Genomic DNA, 20855 nt, shown 5'->3' with positions numbered 1-20855 from the left:
AGCGCAGAAACAACTGTGGGAGCGAGCCTGCTCGCGAAAGCGCTGTGTCAGTCAACATTGAGTCGATTGGCAGATTGCTTTCGCGAGCAGGCTCGCTCCCACAGGGGATGAATCAGTGCGTGCGGGCGACCGCGAACTCGCTCAGTTCCACCAGCGCATCGCGGTATTCGCTGGCCGGCAGCGCCTCCAGGCACTTGATCGCGCGGGCCACGTAATCGCGGGCCAGTTGCGCGGTGTACTCCAGCGAGCCGGACGCTTCGACGGCGATGCGGATGCTTTCCAGGTCTTCGATCCCGCCTTTCTGGATCGCCTGACGCACCAGTGCCGCCTGTTCGGCCGTACCTTCGCGCATGGTGTAGATCAGCGGCAGGGTTGGCTTGCCTTCGGCCAGATCGTCGCCGACGTTCTTGCCCAGGGTTTCCGCGTCGCCTTTATAGTCGAGCAAGTCATCAACCAGCTGGAACGCCACACCCAGGTGATCGCCGAACGTGCGCAGGGCTTCGCTCTGCTCGGCGGTCGCACCAGCCAGGGCGGCGGCGCTGTGGGTCGACGCTTCGAAGAGCATTGCGGTCTTGCCGCGGATGACTTCCATGTAGGTTTCTTCGCTGGTGCTGGCGTCTCGCACCTTGGACAGCTGCAACACTTCGCCTTCAGCGATGATCCGCGTGGCTTGAGACAAAATCTTCATCACCGGCATCGAGCCCAGTTCGACCATCATTTCGAACGAGCGCGAATACAGGAAGTCGCCGACCAGCACGCTCGGGGCATTGCCCCACATGGCGTTGGCGGTCGAGCGGCCGCGGCGCATCCCGGACATGTCGACGACGTCGTCATGCAGCAGGGTCGCGGTGTGCAGGAATTCGATGGTGGCGGCCAGCAGGCGCATGTCGTCGCCTTCGCGACCCAGGGCCTTGCCACACAGCAACACTAATAAAGGACGCAGGCGTTTGCCGCCGGCCGACGTGATGTAATCGCCGATTTTCGATACCAGCGGCACTCGAGACGTCAGCTGCTTCTTGATGATGCCGTCGACGGCGCTAAAATCGTCCGCCACCGCGCGGTAGAAAGCTTGGGGTTGCATCAGCGAGAGTCGCTCCAGAAGGGTTGCGCGGCATGCTAGGACCCCCATCCAGACCTGTCAAGGCGCGATGGACGGCCACTTGCGCGAGGCAGATTGCTTGCGTACAATCGCGCACCCTGAACTTCCTGGGCAGCACCTGCCTTACGCAATTGCACTTGGGCCGTTCCAGCCCCATGCAGCCATGCCAGCCAATACCTCTTCTTATAAAGAGCTGGGTGAGCAGGATTATCGGAGAAATACCATGTACGCAGTAATCGTTACCGGCGGTAAGCAATACAAGGTCGCTGAAGGTGAATACCTGAAGATCGAAAAACTGGAAATCGCTACTGGCGAATCCGTGACTTTTGATCGCGTTCTGCTGGTCGCCAACGGCGACGACGTGAACATCGGCGCACCAGTTGTTGCTGGCGCAACCGTCAAGGCTGAAGTGATCTCCCAAGGTCGTCACGATAAAGTCCGCATCATCAAGTTCCGTCGCCGTAAGCACCACATGAAGCGTATGGGCCACCGCCAGTGGTTCACCGAGATCAAAATCACCGGTATTCAGGCTTAATTACAGCCTAATTCCTCACTAGGAGAATTGAACTCATGGCACACAAAAAAGCTGGTGGTAGTACCCGTAACGGTCGCGACTCAGAAGCCAAACGCCTTGGCGTGAAGATGTATGGCGGCCAGGTCATCAAGGCCGGCAACATCATCGTGCGTCAGCGCGGCACCCAATTCCACGCTGGCTACGGCGTTGGCATGGGCAAGGATCACACTCTCTTCGCTAAAATCGAAGGCGTGATCAAGTTCGAAGTAAAGGGCGCCTTCGGTCGTCGTTACGTGAGCGTAATCGCGGCTTAATCGCGAGATCGCTGGAGAAGCCCTGTCTTGCGACGGGGCTTTTTCGTTTGTGGGGTGAGTCTCTTGCAAAGCTGTTTGTATGGGCTGTCGGCGTGCGATGCAGGTCGTGTCTTGGGGTCGCTGCGCTCATTTTTGCAAGAGTCTTATGTCTTGATTGTTTTTCGGCTCGTCCGTACGGCGAGAGGCGTTGGTTATGAAGTTTGTTGATGAAGTATCGATTCGCGTAAAGGCCGGTGACGGTGGCAACGGTGCCATGAGTTTCCGCCGGGAAAAATTCATTGAAAACGGCGGCCCGAACGGCGGTGATGGCGGTGACGGCGGTTCCATCTACATGATGGCCGACGAAAACCTCAATACCCTGGTCGACTACCGTTACACCCGTCACTTCGATGCCGAGCGTGGCTCCAACGGTGGCAGCACCGACTGCACCGGCAAGAAGGGCGAAGACCTGATCCTGCGCGTGCCGGTCGGCACTACCGTGATCGACTCCGCCACCCAGGAAGTCATCGGCGACCTGACCAAGGCTGGTCAGAAACTGATGGTAGTGCAGGGCGGCTGGCACGGTCTGGGTAACACCCGTTTCAAATCCAGTACCAACCGTGCGCCGCGTCAGACTACGCCAGGCAAGCCGGGCGAGCAGCGTGACCTGAAACTGGAAATGAAAGTGCTGGCCGACGTCGGTCTGCTGGGCTTGCCGAACGCCGGTAAAAGTACCTTTATCCGTTCGGTCTCGGCCGCCAAGCCGAAAGTCGCCGACTACCCGTTCACCACACTGGTGCCGAACCTGGGTGTGGTCAGCGTCGATCGCTGGAAGAGCTTCGTCATTGCCGACATTCCGGGCTTGATCGAAGGCGCTTCCGATGGTGCCGGCCTGGGTATTCGCTTCCTCAAGCACCTGGCGCGTACGCGTCTGCTGCTGCACCTCGTCGACATGGCGCCGCTGGATGATTCCAGTGCTCCGGACGCAGCTGAAGTGATCGTCAACGAGCTGATCAAGTTCAGCCCGTCGCTGGCCGAGCGTGATCGCTGGCTGGTGCTGAACAAGTGCGATCAGATCCTTGAAGAAGAGCACGATGCTCGCGTCAAGGAAATCGTCGATCGCCTGGAATGGACTGGTCCGGTGTACGTGATCTCGGCCATCGCCAAGATCGGTACCGAGCGTCTGTGCCACGACATCATGCGTTACATGGAAGACCGTGCCGATCGCCTCGCCGCAGACCCTGCGTACAAGGAAGAGCTGGCCGATCTCGATCAGCGCATCGAAGACGAAGCCCGTGCGCAGTTGCAGGCGCTGGACGACAAGCGTGCCCTGCGTCGCAGTGGCGTGAAGTCGGTCCATGACATCGGCGACGATGACTGGGACGAAGAAGATGTGGATGACGAAGACGGTCCGGAAATCATTTACGTGCGTGACTGATCCGTTGCGATAAACTTGAACGCCGCTCAATCGAGCGGCGTTTTAGTATCCGGAAATCGATCGTTGGTCAGCAATCGCCACGATTAACGTCACGGGCAGTGCCAGGTCGCGCTGCCCTCAAGCTAAGGTTGAAGATGATGCGGAGCAAGGTGACAGGTGCGCAGCGTTGGGTCGTGAAGATCGGCAGCGCTTTGCTGACAGCTGACGGCAAAGGGCTGGATCGCGCGGCAATGAGTGTCTGGGTCGAGCAGATGGTGGCGCTGCATGAGGCGGGCGTCGAGCTGGTGCTGGTGTCCTCCGGGGCGGTAGCGGCCGGCATGAGTCGCTTGGGCTGGACCGCACGACCCAGTGCCATGCACGAGCTCCGTGCGGCCGCTGCAATCGGTCAGATGGGGTTGGTGCAGGCGTGGGAGTCGAGCTTCGCCGAGCATGGCCGGCACACTGCACAGATTCTCCTGACCCACGACGACCTGTCCGACCGCAAGCGCTACCTCAATGCCCGAAGCACCTTGCGTGCACTGGTCGAGCTGAAAGTCATTCCGGTGATCAACGAAAACGACACTGTGGTCACCGATGAAATCCGTTTCGGCGACAACGACACGCTGGCGGCGCTGGTGGCCAATCTGGTCGAGGCCGATCTGCTGGTGATCCTCACTGATCGCGACGGCATGTTCGACGCCGATCCGCGCAACAATCCCGATGCGCAGCTGATTTATGAAGCGCGCGCCGATGATCCGACGCTCGATGCGGTTGCAGGTGGTACCGGCGGTGCGCTGGGGCGTGGCGGCATGCAGACCAAGTTGCGTGCGGCACGCCTGGCAGCGCGTTCCGGTGCGCACACCATCATCGTTGGCGGGCGGCTTGAGCGTGTGCTTGATCGTCTCAAGGCGGGCGAGCGCATCGGCACGCTGCTATCGCCGGAGCGTGGCATGCTTGCTGCGCGCAAGCAGTGGCTGGCCGGTCATCTGCAAACCCGTGGCACTCTGGTGCTGGATGAGGGGGCGGTGTCGGCGTTGTCCAAGGGCAACAAAAGTCTGCTGCCGGTGGGGGTGAAACTGGTTCAAGGCAGTTTCCGTCGCGGTGAGATGGTCGTCTGTGTGGCGCCGGACGGTCGGGAGATTGCGCGGGGTCTGGCCAATTACAGCGCCCTGGAAGCGCAAAAAATCATCGGTCAGTCGTCGGATGCGATTGTCGGTTTGCTCGGTTACATGGCGGAGCCGGAACTGGTTCACCGTGACAACCTGATTCTGGTCTAAGGAAAATTCGATGCGTGTAGCGAAAGGGTTGTTGGGCCTGCTGATGGCCATGCCGTTGCTGGTCTCGGCCGAGGAAATCGGTCAGGTGTCGACGGTGTTCAAGTTTGTCGGGCCGAATGACCGGATTGTGGTCGAAGCGTTCGACGATCCGAAAGTCGAGGGCGTGACCTGCTACCTGTCGCGTGCCAAGACCGGCGGAGTGAAGGGTGGTCTCGGTCTGGCCGAGGATCGTGCCGAAGCCTCGATCGCTTGTCGTCAGGTCGGGCCGATCAAGTTCAAGGGTGAGTTGAAGGACGGCGACGAGGTGTTCAAGGAGCGCACCTCGCTGGTGTTCAAGACCATGCAAGTGGTGCGTTTCCTCGACAAGAAGCGCAACACGCTGGTGTATCTGGTCTACAGCGATCGCTTGATCGAGGGTAGTCCGCAGAATGCGGTCACGGCCATCCCGATCCTGCCGTGGGTGCCGGTCCAGCAATAAGCGCCACCAATCCGAACTGTGGGGGCGAGCCTGCTCGCGAAGAGGTCATGTCGGTCGATAGAAATATCAACTGGCAGATCGCATTCGCAAGCAGGCTCGCTCCCACACTTTTTTGCCTGTAGCTTGTTGAATCACAGGCAATAAAAAACCGACCCTGAGGTCGGTTTTTTAATGACTACGTCGATTAAGCGGCTTCTTTCAGCGCTTTGACGTGGCCATTCAGACGGCTCTTATGACGAGCAGCCTTGTTCTTGTGGATGATGCCTTTATCGGCCATACGGTCGATAACTGGCACAGCCAGAACGTATGCAGCTTGAGCTTTTTCAGCGTCTTTTGCGTCGATGGCCTTAACTACATTCTTGATGTAGGTACGAACCATGGAACGCAGGCTGGCGTTGTGGCTGCGACGCTTCTCAGCCTGTTTTGCACGTTTTTTGGCGGAAGGTGAGTTGGCCACCGTCGAGCTCCTCGAAAGACTTTTTAGGAAATAGCAAACAAAATAGGCCGCGAATCATGCCGATGAAGACTTGTCTTGTCAAGGGCACTTGAATCGTTCCGCTAAGTGGTAGGTATAAAGAGGCGGGATATTTATTTCCGGCGCTTGACCTGTAAACTCGCGAGCTTTGGCTCTGTGCTGTTGCGGCGCGGAGTATCGCACAAGTAGGCGCATTGTTCGCCTGCTGTTTATCGACAGGCACAAACTCTCTCAATGAATCTGCTCAAATCGTTGGCCGCCGTCAGCTCTATCACGATGCTTTCCCGGATTCTGGGTTTTGTTCGTGACACGCTGATCGCGCGGACATTCGGCGCCGGGATGGCCACGGATGCCTTCTTTATTGCGTTCAAACTGCCCAACCTGCTGCGGCGCATCTTTGCCGAAGGGGCTTTCTCCCAGGCGTTCGTGCCGATCCTGGCCGAATATAAAAGCCAGCAGGGCGAAGAGGCGACGCGTACCTTTATTGCCTATGTATCGGGCCTGTTGACGCTGGTGTTGGCGGTTGTGACTGCACTGGGCATGATCGCTGCGCCCTGGGTGATCTGGGCCACAGCGCCCGGTTTTACCGATACCCCGGAAAAATTCCAGCTCACCTCCGATCTGTTGCGGGTGACCTTTCCTTATATATTGCTGATCTCGCTGTCGTCGCTGGCCGGCGCGATTCTGAATACCTGGAACCGCTTCTCGGTGCCGGCCTTCGTGCCGACTCTGCTCAACGTCAGCATGATCGTGTTTGCGCTGTTCCTCACGCCGTACTTCGATCCACCGGTCATGGCCCTTGGCTGGGCGGTGCTGGTCGGCGGTCTGGCGCAGTTGCTGTATCAGCTGCCGCACCTGAAAAAGATCGGCATGCTCGTGCTGCCACGCCTGAACCTGCGCGACAGCGGCGTGTGGCGGGTGATGAAGCAGATGCTGCCGGCGATTCTCGGCGTGTCGGTCAGTCAGATTTCGCTGATCATCAACACCATTTTCGCCTCGTTTCTGGTCGCAGGTTCGGTGTCGTGGATGTATTACGCCGACCGTTTGATGGAATTGCCGTCGGGTGTGCTGGGCGTGGCGCTCGGCACGATTCTCCTGCCAACGCTGGCCAAGACCTACGCCAGCAAGGATCGCCACGAATACTCGCGGATCCTCGATTGGGGGCTGCGCCTGTGCTTTGTGCTGGTGTTGCCGTGCGCGCTGGCACTGGGGATTCTTGCCGAGCCGCTGACTGTTTCGTTGTTCCAGTACGGTCAGTTCAGTGGCTTTGATGCCGAGATGACCCAGCGCGCGCTGATTGCCTATTCGGTCGGCCTGCTCGGGATTATCGTGATCAAAGTGCTGGCGCCGGGCTTTTATGCGCAACAGAACATTCGCACCCCGGTAAAAATCGCAATTTTCACGCTGGTCTGCACGCAGTTGTTCAACCTGGCACTGATCGGGCCGCTGGCCCACGCCGGCCTTGCCTTGGCGATCAGTGCCGGTGCTTGCCTGAACGCCGGGCTGCTGTTCTACCAACTGCGCAAGCAAAAGATGTATCAACCGCAACCGGGCTGGGGCAAATTCGGCTTCAAGCTGGTCGTTGCGGTGACCGTGATGTCGGCGGTCTTGCTGGCCGGCATGCATTTCATGCCCGCCTGGGATGAGGGCCATATGCTTGAGCGCTTCTTGCGCCTGGGCGCGTTGGTGGTGGCCGGTGTGGTGGCGTATTTCGGTATGTTGCTGCTGCTGGGTTTCCGTCTGCGAGACTTCAATCGCAAGGCCTTGAGCTGAGGTTTCAGCCTTCATGAGCAGGCATGGGCCGGCGGTTTTGTCGGCTCGTTCACTTTGCGTTACGGTGTTGCCTGTCGTCGGCCGTCGGGTGTGGTTATAATCGACCACTTTATGAGCAAGAAGCGCGTTATGCAGCTGGTTCGAGGCCTCCACAACTTGCGCCCCCAGCATCGGGGCTGCGTCGCCACTATTGGCAACTTTGACGGTGTTCACCGTGGTCACCAGGCTATCCTGGCCCGGCTGCGTGAGCGTGCGCTCGAGTTGGGCGTACCCAGCTGCGTGGTGATTTTCGAGCCGCAGCCACGGGAGTTCTTTGCGCCCGATACCGCACCGGCACGTCTGGCGCGGTTGCGCGACAAGCTGCAATTGCTGGCCGCTGAAGGCGTCGACCGGGTGTTGTGCCTGGCTTTCAACCAGCGGCTGAGCAAGCTCAGCGCCAGTGAATTCGTCGATACCATTCTGGTCGATGGCCTTGGCGTGCAGCATCTGGAGGTCGGTGACGATTTCCGTTTCGGTTGCGACCGCCTCGGCGATTTCGATTTTCTGATGCAGGCCGGGCAGGTTCACGGTTTCACCGTCGAAGCGGCGCAAACCGTCGAGCTGGACGGCATTCGCGTCAGCAGCACGCAGGTGCGCAACGCCTTGGCTGCGGCCGATTTTGCCTTGGCCGAACGCTTGCTCGGCCGTCCGTACCGCATCGCCGGTCGCGTGCTGCATGGGCAGAAACTGGCCCGGCAACTGGGCACGCCCACTGCCAACATTCAACTCAAGCGTCGTCGCGTGCCGTTTACCGGGGTGTATCTGGTGAATGTCGACATCGACGGCAAGACCTGGCCCGGCGTCGCCAATATCGGCGTGCGCCCCACGGTGCAAGGAGATGGCAAAGCCCACCTCGAGGTCCATCTGTTAGATTTTGCCGGCGATCTGTATGACCGGCGTTTGACGGTGGTTTTCCACCAAAAGCTGCGTGAAGAGCAGCGCTTCGCCTCTCTGGAGGCATTGAAAACGGCGATCAATGCGGATGTCGCCACCGCCCGTGCACTAGCCGCACCTAGCGCCCATCGCTAATGAAGAGCCTTAAATGACCGACTATAAAGCCACGCTAAACCTTCCGGACACCGCCTTCCCAATGAAGGCCGGCCTGCCACAGCGCGAACCGCAGATCCTGCAGCGCTGGGACAGTATTGGCCTGTACGGAAAGTTGCGCGAGATTGGCAAGGATCGTCCGAAGTTCGTCCTGCACGACGGCCCTCCGTACGCCAACGGCACGATCCACATCGGTCACGCACTGAACAAGATTCTCAAGGACATGATCATCCGCTCGAAAACCCTGTCGGGTTTCGACGCGCCGTACGTCCCGGGCTGGGACTGCCACGGCCTGCCGATCGAGCACAAGGTGGAAGTGACCCACGGCAAGAACCTCGGCGCGGATAAGACCCGCGAGCTGTGCCGTGCCTACGCCACCGAGCAGATCGAAGGGCAGAAGTCCGAGTTCATCCGTCTCGGCGTGCTGGGCGACTTCGCCAACCCGTACAAGACCATGGATTTCAAGAACGAGGCCGGTGAAATCCGCGCCCTCGCCGAAATCGTCAAGGGCGGTTTCGTCTTCAAGGGCCTCAAGCCGGTGAACTGGTGCTTCGATTGCGGTTCGGCTCTGGCTGAAGCGGAAGTCGAGTACGAGAACAAGAAGTCCTCGACCATCGACGTTGCGTTCCCGATCGCCGACGAAGCCAAACTGGCTGCGGCCTTCGGTCTGGCGTCCCTGAGCAAACCTGCTGCGATCGTGATCTGGACCACCACCCCGTGGACCATCCCGGCCAACCAGGCGCTGAACGTGCACCCGGAATTCAACTACGCCCTGGTCGATATCGGCGACAAGCTGCTGGTGCTGGCTGAAGAGCTGGTCGAAGCCTGCCTGGCGCGCTATGGCGTGGAAGGTTCGGTCATCGCCACCACCACCGGTAAAGAGCTGGAGCTCATCAACTTCCGTCACCCGTTCTACGATCGTCTGTCGCCGGTGTACCTGGCTGACTACGTTGAACTGGGCGCAGGCACCGGCGTGGTTCACTCCGCCCCGGCCTACGGCGTGGACGACTTCGTGACCTGCAAGAAATACGGCATGGTCAACGACGACATCCTCAACCCGGTGCAGAGCAACGGCGTGTACGTGCCGTCGCTGGAATTCTTCGGCGGCCAGTTCATCTGGAAGGCCAACCCGGCCATCGTCGAAAAACTGACTGAAGTCGGTGCGCTGATGCATACCACCGTCATCGAACACAGCTACATGCACTGCTGGCGCCACAAGACCCCGCTGATCTACCGCGCTACTGCGCAGTGGTTCATCGGCATGGACAAGGAGCCAACCAGCGGCGACACCCTGCGCGTGCGCTCGCTCAAAGCCATCGAAGACACCAAGTTCGTTCCGGCCTGGGGCCAGGCGCGTCTGCATTCGATGATCGCCAACCGTCCGGACTGGTGCATCTCGCGTCAGCGCAACTGGGGCGTGCCGATCCCGTTCTTCCTCAACAAGGAAAGCGGCGAGCTGCACCCGCGTACCGTCGAGCTGATGGAAGAAGTCGCCAAACGCGTTGAAGTCGAAGGCATCGAAGCCTGGTTCAAACTCGACGCCGCCGAACTGCTGGGCGATGAAGCGCCGCAATACGACAAGATCAGCGACACCCTCGACGTCTGGTTCGACTCCGGCACCACGCACTGGCACGTCCTGCGCGGTTCGCACCCGATGGGCCACGAGAGCGGCCCGCGTGCCGACCTCTACCTGGAAGGTTCCGACCAGCACCGTGGCTGGTTCCACTCGTCGTTGCTGACCGGTTGCGCCATCGACAACCACGCACCGTACCGCGAACTGCTGACGCACGGCTTCACCGTCGACGAGTCCGGCCGCAAGATGTCCAAGTCGCTGAAAAACGTGATTGAGCCGAAGAAGATCAACGATACGCTGGGCGCCGACATCATGCGTCTTTGGGTCGCGTCGACCGACTACTCTGGCGAAATCGCTGTGTCGGATCAGATCCTGACCCGCAGCGCCGATGCCTATCGTCGTATCCGTAACACCGCGCGCTTCCTGCTTTCCAACCTGACCGGTTTCAACCCGGCCACCGACCTGCTGCCGGCCGAAGACATGCTGGCGCTGGATCGCTGGGCGGTGGATCGCACGCTGCTGCTGCAACGCGAGTTGCAAGAGCATTACGGCGAATATCGTTTCTGGAACGTCTACTCGAAGATCCACAACTTCTGCGTGCAGGAGCTGGGCGGTTTCTACCTCGACATCATCAAGGACCGCCAGTACACCACCGGTGCCGACAGCAAGGCCCGGCGCTCGTGCCAGACCGCGCTGTTCCACATCTCCGAGGCGCTGGTGCGCTGGATCGCGCCGATCCTCGCCTTCACTGCCGACGAGCTGTGGCAATACCTGCCGGGCGAGCGTAACGAGTCGGTCATGCTCAACACCTGGTACGAAGGCCTGACCGAGCTGCCGGAAGGCTTCGAGCTGGGTCGCGCCTACTGGGATCGCATCATGGAAGTGAAAGTCGCAGTCAACAAAGAGATGGAAATCCAGCGTGCGGCGAAAGCCGTCGGTGGCAACCTGCAGGCCGAAGTGACGCTGTTTGCCGAAGAGGCGCTGAGCGCCGACCTGGCCAAGCTGAGCAACGAGCTGCGCTTTGTCCTGATCACCTCGACTGCCAGCGTTGCACCATTCGTGCAGGCTCCGGCCGATGCAGTGGCCACCGAAGTCAGCGGTCTGAAACTGAAGATCGTCAAATCGGCGTTCCCGAAATGCGCGCGGTGCTGGCATTGCCGCGAAGACGTCGGCGTGAACCCGGAGCATCCGGAAATCTGCGGTCGTTGCGTCGACAACATCAGCGGTGCTGGCGAGGTTCGTCACTATGCCTGATGCCATTGGCCGTTTCGGACGGCTGAGCTGGCTGTGGTTGAGCCTGCTGGTCCTGGTCATTGACCAGGCCAGCAAGTTCTACTTCGAAAGCAAGCTCGAAATGTTCCAACAGATCGTGATCATTCCCGATCTGTTCAGCTGGACGCTGGCCTACAACACTGGCGCTGCGTTCAGCTTCCTCGCCGACAGCTCCGGCTGGCAGCGCTGGCTGTTTGCGCTGATCGCCATTGTCGTCAGTGCGGTACTGGTGGTCTGGCTCAAGCGTTTGGGTCGCAACGACACCTGGCTGGCCGTCGCCCTGGCACTGGTGCTGGGTGGCGCGCTGGGCAACCTGTATGACCGCATTGCCCTGGGCCATGTGATCGACTTCATTCTGGTGCACTGGCAGAACCGCTGGTATTTCCCGGCGTTCAACATTGCCGACAGCGCGATCACCGTTGGCGCGATCATGCTGGCACTGGACATGTTCAAATCGAAGAAAACCGAAGAGGCTGCTCATGACTGAACCGCAATCGACTGAGCAACGCATCGGCCAGAACACCGAAGTCACCCTGCACTTTGCCTTGCGCCTGGAAAACGGTGACACCGTCGACAGTACCTTCGACAAGGCCCCGGCGACCTTCAAGGTCGGCGATGGCAACCTGCTGCCGGGGTTCGAAGCCGCACTGTTTGGCTTCAAGGCCGGCGACAGGCGCACAGTGACCGTTGAGCCGGAAAACGCTTTCGGACAGCCAAACCCGCAGAACGTGCAGACCATCCCGCGTTCGCAGTTCAACGACATGGAGTTGTCGCCGGGTCTGCTGGTGATCTTCAACGATGCGGCCAATACTGAATTGCCAGGAGTGGTGAAGGAATTCGATGACACGCAAGTGACCGTCGACTTCAACCACCCGCTGGCGGGCAAGACGCTGACCTTTGACGTGGAAATCATTTCCGTCAAAGCGATCTAAAAATGCAGGAGTGAGCTTCTGTGGCGAGGGGATTCATCCCCGCTGGGGTGCGAAGCGCCCCCAGACCAGTCAACGGATTCTGAGATAAGTCCGTTGAAGGTCTGCGACTGCTACGCAGCCGAGCGGGGATGATTCCCCTCGCCACAACAAGCAGGTCTCCACAGTCTGTTTTCCATTGTTTTCGCGCGCAAGACACGAGGCACAGCATGCAAATCAAACTCGCCAACCCCCGTGGCTTCTGCGCCGGTGTGGACCGGGCGATCGAAATCGTCAACCGCGCCCTGGAAGTCTTCGGGCCGCCGATCTATGTGCGTCATGAAGTGGTGCACAACAAGTTCGTCGTCGAAGACCTGCGCAGCCGTGGCGCGATTTTCGTCGAAGAGCTCGATCAGGTGCCCGATGACGTGATCGTCATCTTCAGCGCCCACGGTGTTTCCCAAGCCGTGCGCAACGAAGCTGCAGGTCGTGGCCTGAAAGTCTTCGATGCAACCTGCCCGCTGGTGACCAAGGTGCACATCGAGGTCGCTAAATACAGCCGCGACGGTCGCGAGTGCATCCTGATCGGCCACGCCGGTCACCCGGAAGTTGAAGGCACCATGGGCCAGTACGATGCCAGCAACGGCGGCGCGATCTACCTCGTCGAAGACGAAAAGGACGTGGCCGCATTGCAGGTACGCGATCCGGAAAGACTCGCCTTCGTCACCCAGACAACCTTGTCGATGGACGACACCAGTCGCGTTATCGATGCCCTGCGCACGCGCTTCCCGGCGATCGGTGGCCCGCGCAAGGACGACATCTGCTACGCCACACAAAACCGCCAGGACGCCGTCAAGCAACTGGCCGACGAGTGCGACGTGGTACTGGTGGTCGGCAGCCCGAACAGCTCCAACTCCAATCGCCTGCGCGAATTGGCTGAGCGCATGGCGACTCCGGCGTACCTGATCGACGGTGCCGAGGACCTGCAACAGAGCTGGTTCGACGGCGTCGAGCGTATTGGCATTACCGCTGGCGCCTCGGCACCGGAAGTGCTGGTCCGGGGCGTGATCCAGCAATTGCAGGCCTGGGGCGCGACCGGTGCCGATGAGCTGGCTGGCCGTGAGGAAAACATCACGTTCTCGATGCCGAAAGAGCTGCGCGTCCGTTCGATCTGACGCTTCTGCCTTTGTCGCACAGCGCCTGCTCGGTTTCCTGACTGTTCAGGCGCACGCGACCGGTTGCCGCCAGCACGATCTGCCGCTGGCTGACCGGCTCGCGCGGCGAGCAGACGTGTATTGTCCCCGCCTGAAATCGCCGTCCCGGCATCAGCGGCTGTCCCAGATGACTGAACCGCACGTAGCGGCTCACCCACCAGTTGCCGACAATCGCCACCTTCGCCTCACTGGCGCGTTCAACCAGCAGCGGATTGCTGCTGTCCTCCGGCCCCTTGCCGCTAAGATCCAGAATGATTCGCCAACCCTGACTCCAGTCGCCGTCAATGCCATGGATCACCACACTTTGATTGTGGGTCATAGCCAGGGTGCGAGCGTGGCGGATGCCCTCGAGCAGCGACTGCGCTGCGTGGTCGCGCTGAGTCGCTTGCTTGAGCGCGGCGAACGCCGGGCTGACCAGCAGCAGAACAATTGCGCCAATCGCCAGTCCCATAAGCAGTTCAATCAGGCTGAAACCGTGTTGCGGCATGAAAAATCCCTCCGTGGAATGGTATGAGCAGCGCAATCCGTGCGCCGCGCAGGGCAAATCAGTCGGCGCGTGCCGAGCGAATGTTCTAGCGTGTAAAAGCAGGTATAGCCGACGGCAACGGAGGGCACCGATGGATCTTCGTACAAAAGGTTTCACGCTGGTCGAGTTGCTGGTCGCCATTGCGGTGTTCCTGATACTGATCACGCTGGCGGTGCCGGCCTTTACCCGTACGATCCAGAGCAGCAAGGCAGATACCGAAGTCGGCGACTTGCAGCGGGCAATCAATTTCGCTCGCCTCGAGGCAATCAATCGCGGCGTGACCACGCGTCTGCGTCCGACCGCTGGCGGCAGTGTCTGGACCGGTGAACTGGCGGTCTACGACAGTACTGGCAATCCGGCCAATGTGTTGCGGGTTGTTCCAGCAATGAGCAGTGGCGCGACTCTGACGCTACCCTCAGGAGTGACCGCACTGGATTTCAACAACCTCGGCGGTCTGGCGGCACCGTCGACGGCGGTGGTCATCGGTTACACGCTGGGCACGCAAAGCAGGACGCTGAACGTGTGTTTGAACGGACGCATTCAACTGGGTGGAAATTGCGGATGAGGGCAGGGAGCAAAAACGCACAGGAGGGCATGACGCTGATCGAAGTGCTGGTCGCGTTGCTGATTCTTACCGTCGGGCTGTTGGGCGCAGCGGCGGTGCAGCTCAATGCGCTGAAGTACACCGACAGTTCGCGGATGACCAGTCAGGCCAGTTTCATCGCCTATGACATGATGGATCGCATCCGCGCCAATTCCGGCGCCAACTACACCGTTACGCCGCCGACCTCGGGCAATCTGAGTAATGCGCGGGACCAGGACCTCTACGACTTCACCACCAATATCGCCAACTTCGGCGGCCCGACCGCGACGGGCAGCATCACCCTCAATCAGCGGGTCTACACCATCACCATTACCTGGAGCGATGCGCGCGCGGCGAACGCTGCCAGTGCACAGCGCAGTTTCGTGTTGACCAGCCGGGTGGCGGTCGATCCGGTGGCCACACCATGAAGCGTGCCAGCCGTGGTTTCGGCCTGATCGAATTGCTGATTGCCCTGGCTTTGGGGCTGATCGTCGTGCTCGGCGTGGTACAGATTTTCATCGCCGCAAAAAACACCTACGTCAGCCAGAACAGCGCCGCAGCGATGCAGGAAGATGCGCGCTTCGTCCTCAGCAAAATGATTCAGGAAATCCGGATGGTCGGCATGTTCGGCTGCCTCGGCACCATCGTCGACTCCAGCTCAGCAGGGGATTTCAACACTGCGCAACTCATCCCGATCAGCTGGGATAACGCCAGTCTCAAGCTGACCATGGTCACCGCCGATGTCGGCAGCGGCGGGGGGAACGCCGACCTGGACGGTGATTTCCGATTGTCGCAACAGCGCGGTCGCCTACAGCGGATTGCGCAGCCCGACCACGGGGCAGATCGCGTTCCCGATCCGGCGCCTGATCTACAGCTTCAGCAATAACCAGATCCTCATGGGCACTGGCAGCGGCAATCCGGCGCAGCAAGTGCTGGTGAACAACGTCAGCGCCTTCAACGTCACATTCGGTCTGGCCAGCTCCGCGACCGACGTCGCAGCTTCAACGTACAGCAGCAACCCCGGCGATCCGGCGCGCATCCGCAGCGTGCGCCTGAGCCTGACCCTCACCGACCCGAACAATCGGGTGCGCAATCAAACCTTCAACGTGGTTGCGGCATTGCGCAACCGCTTGCCATGAGGGGGCGGCGATGAGGATTTCCTTGCAACAACGTCAGGCCCAGCGCGGCATGGTCCTGTTGGTGAGCCTGGTGTTTCTGCTGTTGCTCACATTGATCGGTTTGTCCTCGATGCAGAGCGCCAACCTGCAAGAGAAAATGGCCGGCAGCGTAAGCCTGCGCAATCAATCGTTTCAGGCTGCGGAAGCGGCGTTGCGTATCGGCGAAAGTGCGGTGCAGCTGGACAGTTACTCGTTGGCGGTGTGCAGCGGCACGACCCAATGTCTGCCGCCGGCGGAGTCGTCAGTGGTCAGCTCGGCCGGCTTCAATTCGACCTCCGGGGTGACCTGGATCGCCGCCGGTAATGGCTTTTATGGCGTGCAGAACATCGGCACGACCCTGACGGCGGTGAACGTACCAAGTAACACTTCGGCGACGTTGTATCGAGTCACTGCGGTCGGCATCGCCGGCAATTCGCGTAGCGTGGTGGAGAGTGTCTATGCGAAGTATTGAGCGCGGCCTGTCGCTGCTGATCGGCATGCTGCTGAGTTGCTACCTGGCGGCACCGGCCTGGGCTTTCACGCCTTCCGATTCGCCATTGCTGAGCGCGGCTGCGGTGGCGCCAAACGTGATGCTGCTGATCGACGACTCCGGCAGTATGAACAGCATCATTTACGCCGCCGGATTCGACCCGAACGTCAACCGCACTCCCGCCCGGCAGTGCAATGCCTTCCTCGGCTTGTGCTCTGCACTCAACGCGCCGCAGATTACCGGCGACACGGTGTTTCTATCGAGCCTGCCGACTTCCGGGTGCTCGGGAGGCGCCTATGCGTTCTACAACAACAGCGTGGCGCCGTTGTGCCTCAAGCTCCCAGACCCGGTAGGCAACGAGAACACTCGGTATTCCGCCGATTACATTTCCTACATAGTCAGCCTCGCCAACAGCACCGGCACCCGCGACTTCACTACGGGGGCGATTCCCAACGATTACCGGATGAACGTGGCGCGCAACGTTTCCACCGCACTGGTGAGCAGCAACCGCACTTTGCGCATGGGCCTGTCGACATTCAATCCGGCGACCAGCAGCAACCCGGGCAACGGCGGTTTCATCGCTCGCTCAATCACCGATTTGTCACCCGTCGCGGGCAGCGTCACCCAGGCCCAGGCAGACACCAATTACAACGCGCTGATCTCATCGATCAACGGCTTGAACGCCGTGGCCAACACGCCATTGGCCGAGAGCTATTACGAAGTCACGCGCTACATGCGTGGGTTGGCGCCTTACTACAACGGCACGCCGGCGAGCTATACCAGTCCGATTCAATACCGCTGCCAGAAAAACTACGGCGTGGTGATTACCGATGGCTTGCCAACCTATGACCGTACCTTCCCGACCAACGATCCGCTGGGAGGCAGCCGGCTACCGAACTGGGATGGCGTGAATAACGATGGCGACAACCTCAACGGTGACGGTGAAGGCGACACGCTTTATCTGGATGACATCGCCAAATTCGCCTTCGACATCGACATGCGTACGACCGGTACTGACGCAGCAGGCAAGAGCTGGAACGCGGTGGATTTTCCCCGGCAGAACATGAACACCTACACCGTGGGTTTCGCGGCGGATAACGACATGTTGTCCGACGCCGCCAGTTACGGGCAGGGCAGGTACTACCAGGCGACCGACAGCTCCGGGCTCAATGCGGCGTTATCGTCGGCATTGAGCGATATCACTTCCAAGGCCGGCTCCGGTGGTGCCGGTGTTGCCAGCAGCAGTACGTTGACCAGTGGCAGCAGTTTTTACCAGTCAACCTACGATCCCAAGGATTGGCGCGGCACGATCAGGTCGTTCGGCTTTACCTCGACTGGCACGGTAAATACCTCGGCGGCGCAATGGTCGACCGACACCACCATCGTGCCCTCTGCCACAGCGCCGACTTTCCAGTCATGGAACACCTTGAGCAACACGCCCATTGCTCTGGCATTCGGCAACTTTTCCCCAGCCCAGCAGAACACGCTGAATCAGGGCCTGCCCACCGGTATCAGCGGTACTGAACTGGTGGAGTGGAGCAAGGGGACCAACAAGGCCGGGCTCAAAGTGCGCACTGCGCTGCTGGGCGACATCATCAATTCGCCGCTGGTGCTCGCGTCGCCTTCAGACAAGACCGCATCCGATCTGACGGGTGACAGCAGTTACACCAACTACCTGACGACCAAGGCTGCGAACATGAACACCAGTCTGGTGGTGAACGCCAACGACGGTTTCGTCAACGTGATCAATTCGACGAACGGCACCCGCCGTTATGCCTATATGCCCTCCAGCGTGCTGCCTTTCCTGCGACTGATCGCGGACACCAACTACATCAACGGCGTCAGCCACAAATTTCTGGTGGATGGTCAGGTCGGCGTGTTCGATGCGCAGGCCGGTACCACCTGGAAAACCCTGGCCATTGGCGGAACGGGGGCCGGCGGCAAAACCTTCTATGGGCTGCAACTGTTCGATGCCTCGGCAGGTAACGTGATCAGGGCACTGTGGGAAGTCAGTGCGCCGGCCACGGCCAACACGGCGAATGCTTTCAATGATCTGGGTTACGCCTACGCGCGTCCGGAAGTGGCACGCTTGGCCAATGGTCGCTGGGCGACATTCATCGCCAATGGTTACGGCAGCAATTCGGGGGTTGCAGCGTTGTATGTGCTGGATGCGCTGGATGGTTCGCTGATCAGGAAAATCGTCATCGACAGCACGGAAACCGGCAACGGTCTGTCTTCGGTAAAACTCAGGGTCAATTCCTCGAACGTGGTGCAGGCTGCCTACGCTGGTGACCTGAAGGGGCGTATGTGGAAATTCGACTTGAGCGCACCCGGGGCAGAAAACTGGGGCGTGGCGTTTGCCGGCAAGCCTTTGTTTACAGCCCCGGGTGGGGCAACGCAGCCGATCACTGCGCAACCGCTGCTGGCGGATAACCCACAGGGCGGCAAGCAGGTGTTTTTCGGCACCGGCAAGTTCAACGAAACCGCCGACAAGACCAACAAGGATCTGCAGGCGTTCTATTCGATCTGGGATGCGGAAGGAGGCTCAGGGCAAATCACCGTTAGCAGCTTGCAGGCACAGGCGATTACCGGCTCGTTCTCCGGCAGTTCCGGGCAGTTTCTGACCACCAGCCAGAATGAAACGACGTATCCGGCAGAGAAAGGCTGGTATCTGCCGCTGGTGTATAACAACGTGCAGACCGGTGAACGCGTGATCAATCAGGCCAGTATTGTATTGGGGCGAGTTGTTTTCACCACTGCCAGCGTCGATACCACCGACCCTTGTTCGAGTTTTGGTACGGGCCGACTGGTCGAACTCGATGCGTTCAACGGTAAGATGCTCAACTACGCCGTGATCGACACCACCGGTGACCGTTTGGTCGACAGCAACGATACGATATCCAGTGGCGTGATTTTTACCGGCGGCATTCCGACCCTGAACTTCATCTCCGCTAACGGCGAGCGCAAGGGCACGACTGACACCAGCGGCGCGGTCACGGTCATTGTGGAAAAAGGTGGCGGCGGCAGCCGTCGTATCATGTGGCGACAAATCCAGTAAGCGAGAATTTGAGGCATGCGCAGAACCAGCCGAGGTTTTACCCTGATCGAGATCATGATCGTCATCGCGATTATCGGGATCATCCTCACCATCAGTATCCCCAGCTACAACGAATACGTGAGGAAGGGCCGTCGCGCCGAAGTGGTCTCGCTGCTCTCGGAGCAGGCGCAGACCCTCGAACGCTTCTACACCCGCAACAATGTCTACACCGGCGTCACCGGACTGAGCCCGGGCAATGATTTCTACACCATCACCCCGACGCTGACCGACCAGACCTTTGTGCTGACCGCGGTGCGTAAAACCGGCTCGGCCATGGCCACCGACAAATGCGGGGATTTCACCCTGACCAATACCGGCGTGCGAAGCATGAACAACGCGACCACCGGAGTGACCGCCAAGGATTGCTGGGGCCGCTGACGCATTCTTTTTCGGGCGCCTTTTGCGCCCACTGTCTTTTTTACGGTTGGATCAAACATGACCAGGCAACAGCAAGTGGTGATTGTCGGCGGCGGGGTGATTGGCCTGCTCACTGCCTACAATCTCGCCTCCGAAGTGCGCAGCGTGGTGCTGCTGGATCGCTCGAATGTCGGCCAGGAATCGTCCTGGGCTGGCGGCGGCATCGTCTCGCCGTTATACCCGTGGCGCTACAGTCCGGCAGTCACCGCGCTGGCGCATTGGTCGCAGGATTTTTATCCACAGCTCGGCGAGCGGTTGTTTGCCGACACTGGGGTTGATCCTGAGGTGCACACCACTGGTCTGTATTGGCTGGATCTGGACGATGAAGCCGCAGCCCTGGCCTGGGCCGCGCGGGAAAATCGGCCGCTGCGGGCTGTGGATATCTCGGCGGCACATGACGCGGTGCCGGTGCTCGGCAGCGGTTTCAGCCGAGCGATCTACATGGCCGAAGTCGCCAACGTGCGCAATCCACGGCTGGTCAAATCGCTGAAAGCCGCGCTGCTGGCGCTGCCGAACGTGACGATTCACGAGCAATGCGAAGTCAGTGGTTTCGTCCGCGAGGGCGAGCGCGTGGTCGGCGTGCAGACTCCGACGGGCGCGATCAACGGCGATCAGATTGTGCTGACGGCGGGGGCGTGGAGCGGCGATCTGCTCAAGACGCTGAACCTGACGCTGCCGGTCGAACCGGTCAAAGGCCAGATGATTCTCTACAAGTGCGCGGCTGATTTCCTGCCGAGCATGGTGCTGGCCAAGGGACGTTATGCGATCCCGCGTCGCGACGGTCACATTCTGATCGGCAGCACGCTGGAGCACGAAGGTTACGACAAGACCCCGACCGATGTAGCGCTGCAAAGCCTCAAGGCCTCGGCGATCGAATTGCTGCCGGCGTTGGCGGATGCCGAGGTAGTCGGGCACTGGGCCGGGCTGCGGCCGGGGTCGCCGGAAGGGGTTCCCTTTATTGGCCGGGTGCCGGGGTTCGAGGGGTTGTGGCTGAACTGCGGGCATTACCGCAACGGGCTGGTGCTGGCGCCGGCATCGTGTCAGTTGTTTGCCGATGTGATGTTGGGGCGAGCGCCGATTATTGATCCGGCGCCGTATGCGCCTGAGGGCCGGATTTAGTCAGAGGCTGGTAGACCGCCTTCGCGAGCAGGCTCGCTCCCACAGGAATACTCATTCCAAATGTGGGAGCGAGCCTGCTCGCGAAGG

The 20855-nt window shown here is 60.1% G+C and carries 20 protein-coding genes and 1 pseudogene; 18 read left to right on the top strand and 3 right to left on the bottom strand.

Annotated elements, in window-relative coordinates; translation table 11 throughout:
- Positions 1–112 precede the first annotated feature (112 nt).
- A complete protein-coding gene (locus AB4O12_RS17405) occupies positions 113–1081 on the bottom strand; it encodes a polyprenyl synthetase family protein (RefSeq protein ID WP_016773120.1) in 969 nt (322 codons plus the stop codon).
- A 241-nt stretch (positions 1082–1322) separates the two neighbouring features.
- Here AB4O12_RS17405 and rplU point away from each other — a divergent pair, with 241 nt between their 5' ends.
- The 5 genes from rplU (at position 1323) to AB4O12_RS17380 (ending at position 5078) form a co-directional block, all read left to right on the top strand.
- The gene (rplU, locus tag AB4O12_RS17400; RefSeq protein WP_007924746.1) at positions 1323–1634 is read left to right on the top strand and encodes a 50S ribosomal protein L21; all 312 of its coding nucleotides are present in this window, start codon (positions 1323–1325) and stop codon (positions 1632–1634) included.
- A 35-nt stretch (positions 1635–1669) separates the two neighbouring features.
- The gene (rpmA, locus tag AB4O12_RS17395) at positions 1670–1927 is read left to right on the top strand and encodes a 50S ribosomal protein L27 (protein ID WP_016773121.1); all 258 of its coding nucleotides are present in this window, start codon (positions 1670–1672) and stop codon (positions 1925–1927) included.
- Between the two features lie 193 nt (positions 1928–2120).
- Positions 2121–3344: an Obg family GTPase CgtA gene (gene cgtA, locus AB4O12_RS17390; protein ID WP_016773122.1), complete on the top strand. Its 1224-nt coding sequence runs from the start codon at positions 2121–2123 to the stop codon at positions 3342–3344.
- Between the two features lie 137 nt (positions 3345–3481).
- A complete protein-coding gene (gene proB / locus AB4O12_RS17385; RefSeq protein ID WP_460059229.1) occupies positions 3482–4600 on the top strand; it encodes a glutamate 5-kinase in 1119 nt (372 codons plus the stop codon).
- A 10-nt stretch (positions 4601–4610) separates the two neighbouring features.
- Positions 4611–5078: a CreA family protein gene (locus AB4O12_RS17380; protein WP_041477794.1), complete on the top strand. Its 468-nt coding sequence runs from the start codon at positions 4611–4613 to the stop codon at positions 5076–5078.
- Positions 5079–5262: 184 nt separating this feature from the next.
- Here the strand turns inward: AB4O12_RS17380 and rpsT are convergent, their stop codons facing one another.
- Positions 5263–5535: a 30S ribosomal protein S20 gene (gene rpsT, locus AB4O12_RS17375; protein WP_003228351.1), complete on the bottom strand. Its 273-nt coding sequence runs from the start codon at positions 5533–5535 to the stop codon at positions 5263–5265.
- A 252-nt stretch (positions 5536–5787) separates the two neighbouring features.
- Between rpsT and murJ the strand changes: the two genes are divergently transcribed.
- From murJ to ispH, 6 genes are all read left to right on the top strand, one after another.
- Positions 5788–7326, top strand: a complete 1539-nt coding sequence (gene murJ / locus AB4O12_RS17370; protein ID WP_122506671.1) for a murein biosynthesis integral membrane protein MurJ — start codon at positions 5788–5790, stop codon at positions 7324–7326.
- A gap of 129 nt (positions 7327–7455) precedes the next feature.
- Positions 7456–8394, top strand: a complete 939-nt coding sequence (gene ribF, locus AB4O12_RS17365; protein WP_016773125.1) for a bifunctional riboflavin kinase/FAD synthetase — start codon at positions 7456–7458, stop codon at positions 8392–8394.
- Between the two features lie 13 nt (positions 8395–8407).
- Positions 8408–11239 (top strand): isoleucine--tRNA ligase, encoded by a 2832-nt coding sequence (ileS, locus tag AB4O12_RS17360; protein WP_056790497.1) that lies wholly within the window; start codon positions 8408–8410, stop codon positions 11237–11239.
- Positions 11232–11744, top strand: a complete 513-nt coding sequence (gene lspA / locus AB4O12_RS17355) for a signal peptidase II (RefSeq protein WP_151551936.1) — start codon at positions 11232–11234, stop codon at positions 11742–11744. The genes ileS and lspA overlap by 8 nt, the downstream gene beginning before the upstream one ends.
- Positions 11737–12189, top strand: coding sequence for an FKBP-type peptidyl-prolyl cis-trans isomerase (gene fkpB / locus AB4O12_RS17350; protein WP_056790492.1), 453 nt, complete (start codon positions 11737–11739; stop codon positions 12187–12189). The genes lspA and fkpB overlap by 8 nt, the downstream gene beginning before the upstream one ends.
- A 206-nt stretch (positions 12190–12395) precedes the next feature.
- The gene (gene ispH, locus AB4O12_RS17345) at positions 12396–13340 is read left to right on the top strand and encodes a 4-hydroxy-3-methylbut-2-enyl diphosphate reductase (protein WP_016773129.1); all 945 of its coding nucleotides are present in this window, start codon (positions 12396–12398) and stop codon (positions 13338–13340) included.
- On the opposite strand, the gene AB4O12_RS17340 is transcribed toward ispH, so the two are convergent.
- Entirely contained in the window at positions 13297–13866 is a 570-nt protein-coding gene (locus tag AB4O12_RS17340) for a GspH/FimT family pseudopilin (RefSeq protein ID WP_460059225.1), read from the bottom strand. The two genes, ispH and AB4O12_RS17340, sit on opposite strands and share 44 nt — an antisense overlap.
- A 130-nt stretch (positions 13867–13996) precedes the next feature.
- On the opposite strand from AB4O12_RS17340, the gene AB4O12_RS17335 reads away from it, so the two are divergent.
- The 7 genes and pseudogenes from AB4O12_RS17335 to thiO all read left to right on the top strand — a co-directional run bounded on the left by AB4O12_RS17335 (position 13997) and on the right by thiO (position 20768).
- Complete coding sequence (locus AB4O12_RS17335) at positions 13997–14470, top strand: GspH/FimT family pseudopilin (RefSeq protein ID WP_041477800.1); 474 nt, start codon at positions 13997–13999, stop codon at positions 14468–14470.
- Positions 14467–14916 (top strand): type IV pilus modification protein PilV, encoded by a 450-nt coding sequence (gene pilV / locus AB4O12_RS17330; RefSeq protein WP_150638492.1) that lies wholly within the window; start codon positions 14467–14469, stop codon positions 14914–14916. Before AB4O12_RS17335 ends, pilV begins: the two co-directional genes overlap by 4 nt.
- A pseudogene (locus AB4O12_RS17325) lies at positions 14913–15627 on the top strand (PilW family protein). The gene pilV and the pseudogene AB4O12_RS17325 overlap by 4 nt, the downstream one beginning before the upstream one ends.
- A gap of 10 nt (positions 15628–15637) precedes the next feature.
- Positions 15638–16117: a pilus assembly PilX family protein gene (locus AB4O12_RS17320; RefSeq protein ID WP_095181844.1), complete on the top strand. Its 480-nt coding sequence runs from the start codon at positions 15638–15640 to the stop codon at positions 16115–16117.
- Positions 16104–19193 (top strand): pilus assembly protein, encoded by a 3090-nt coding sequence (locus tag AB4O12_RS17315; RefSeq protein WP_310220185.1) that lies wholly within the window; start codon positions 16104–16106, stop codon positions 19191–19193. Before AB4O12_RS17320 ends, AB4O12_RS17315 begins: the two co-directional genes overlap by 14 nt.
- Before the next feature lie 15 nt (positions 19194–19208).
- Positions 19209–19610, top strand: coding sequence for a type IV pilin protein (locus AB4O12_RS17310; RefSeq protein ID WP_310220187.1), 402 nt, complete (start codon positions 19209–19211; stop codon positions 19608–19610).
- 57 nt (positions 19611–19667) lie between these two features.
- A complete protein-coding gene (thiO, locus tag AB4O12_RS17305; RefSeq protein WP_460059221.1) occupies positions 19668–20768 on the top strand; it encodes a glycine oxidase ThiO in 1101 nt (366 codons plus the stop codon).
- Positions 20769–20855 lie beyond the last annotated feature (87 nt).

Source organism: Pseudomonas sp. S2_A05, from assembly GCF_054668485.1.
Note: the sequence above shows the minus strand (reverse complement) of the source record. Positions and strands in the feature narration are given on the sequence as shown.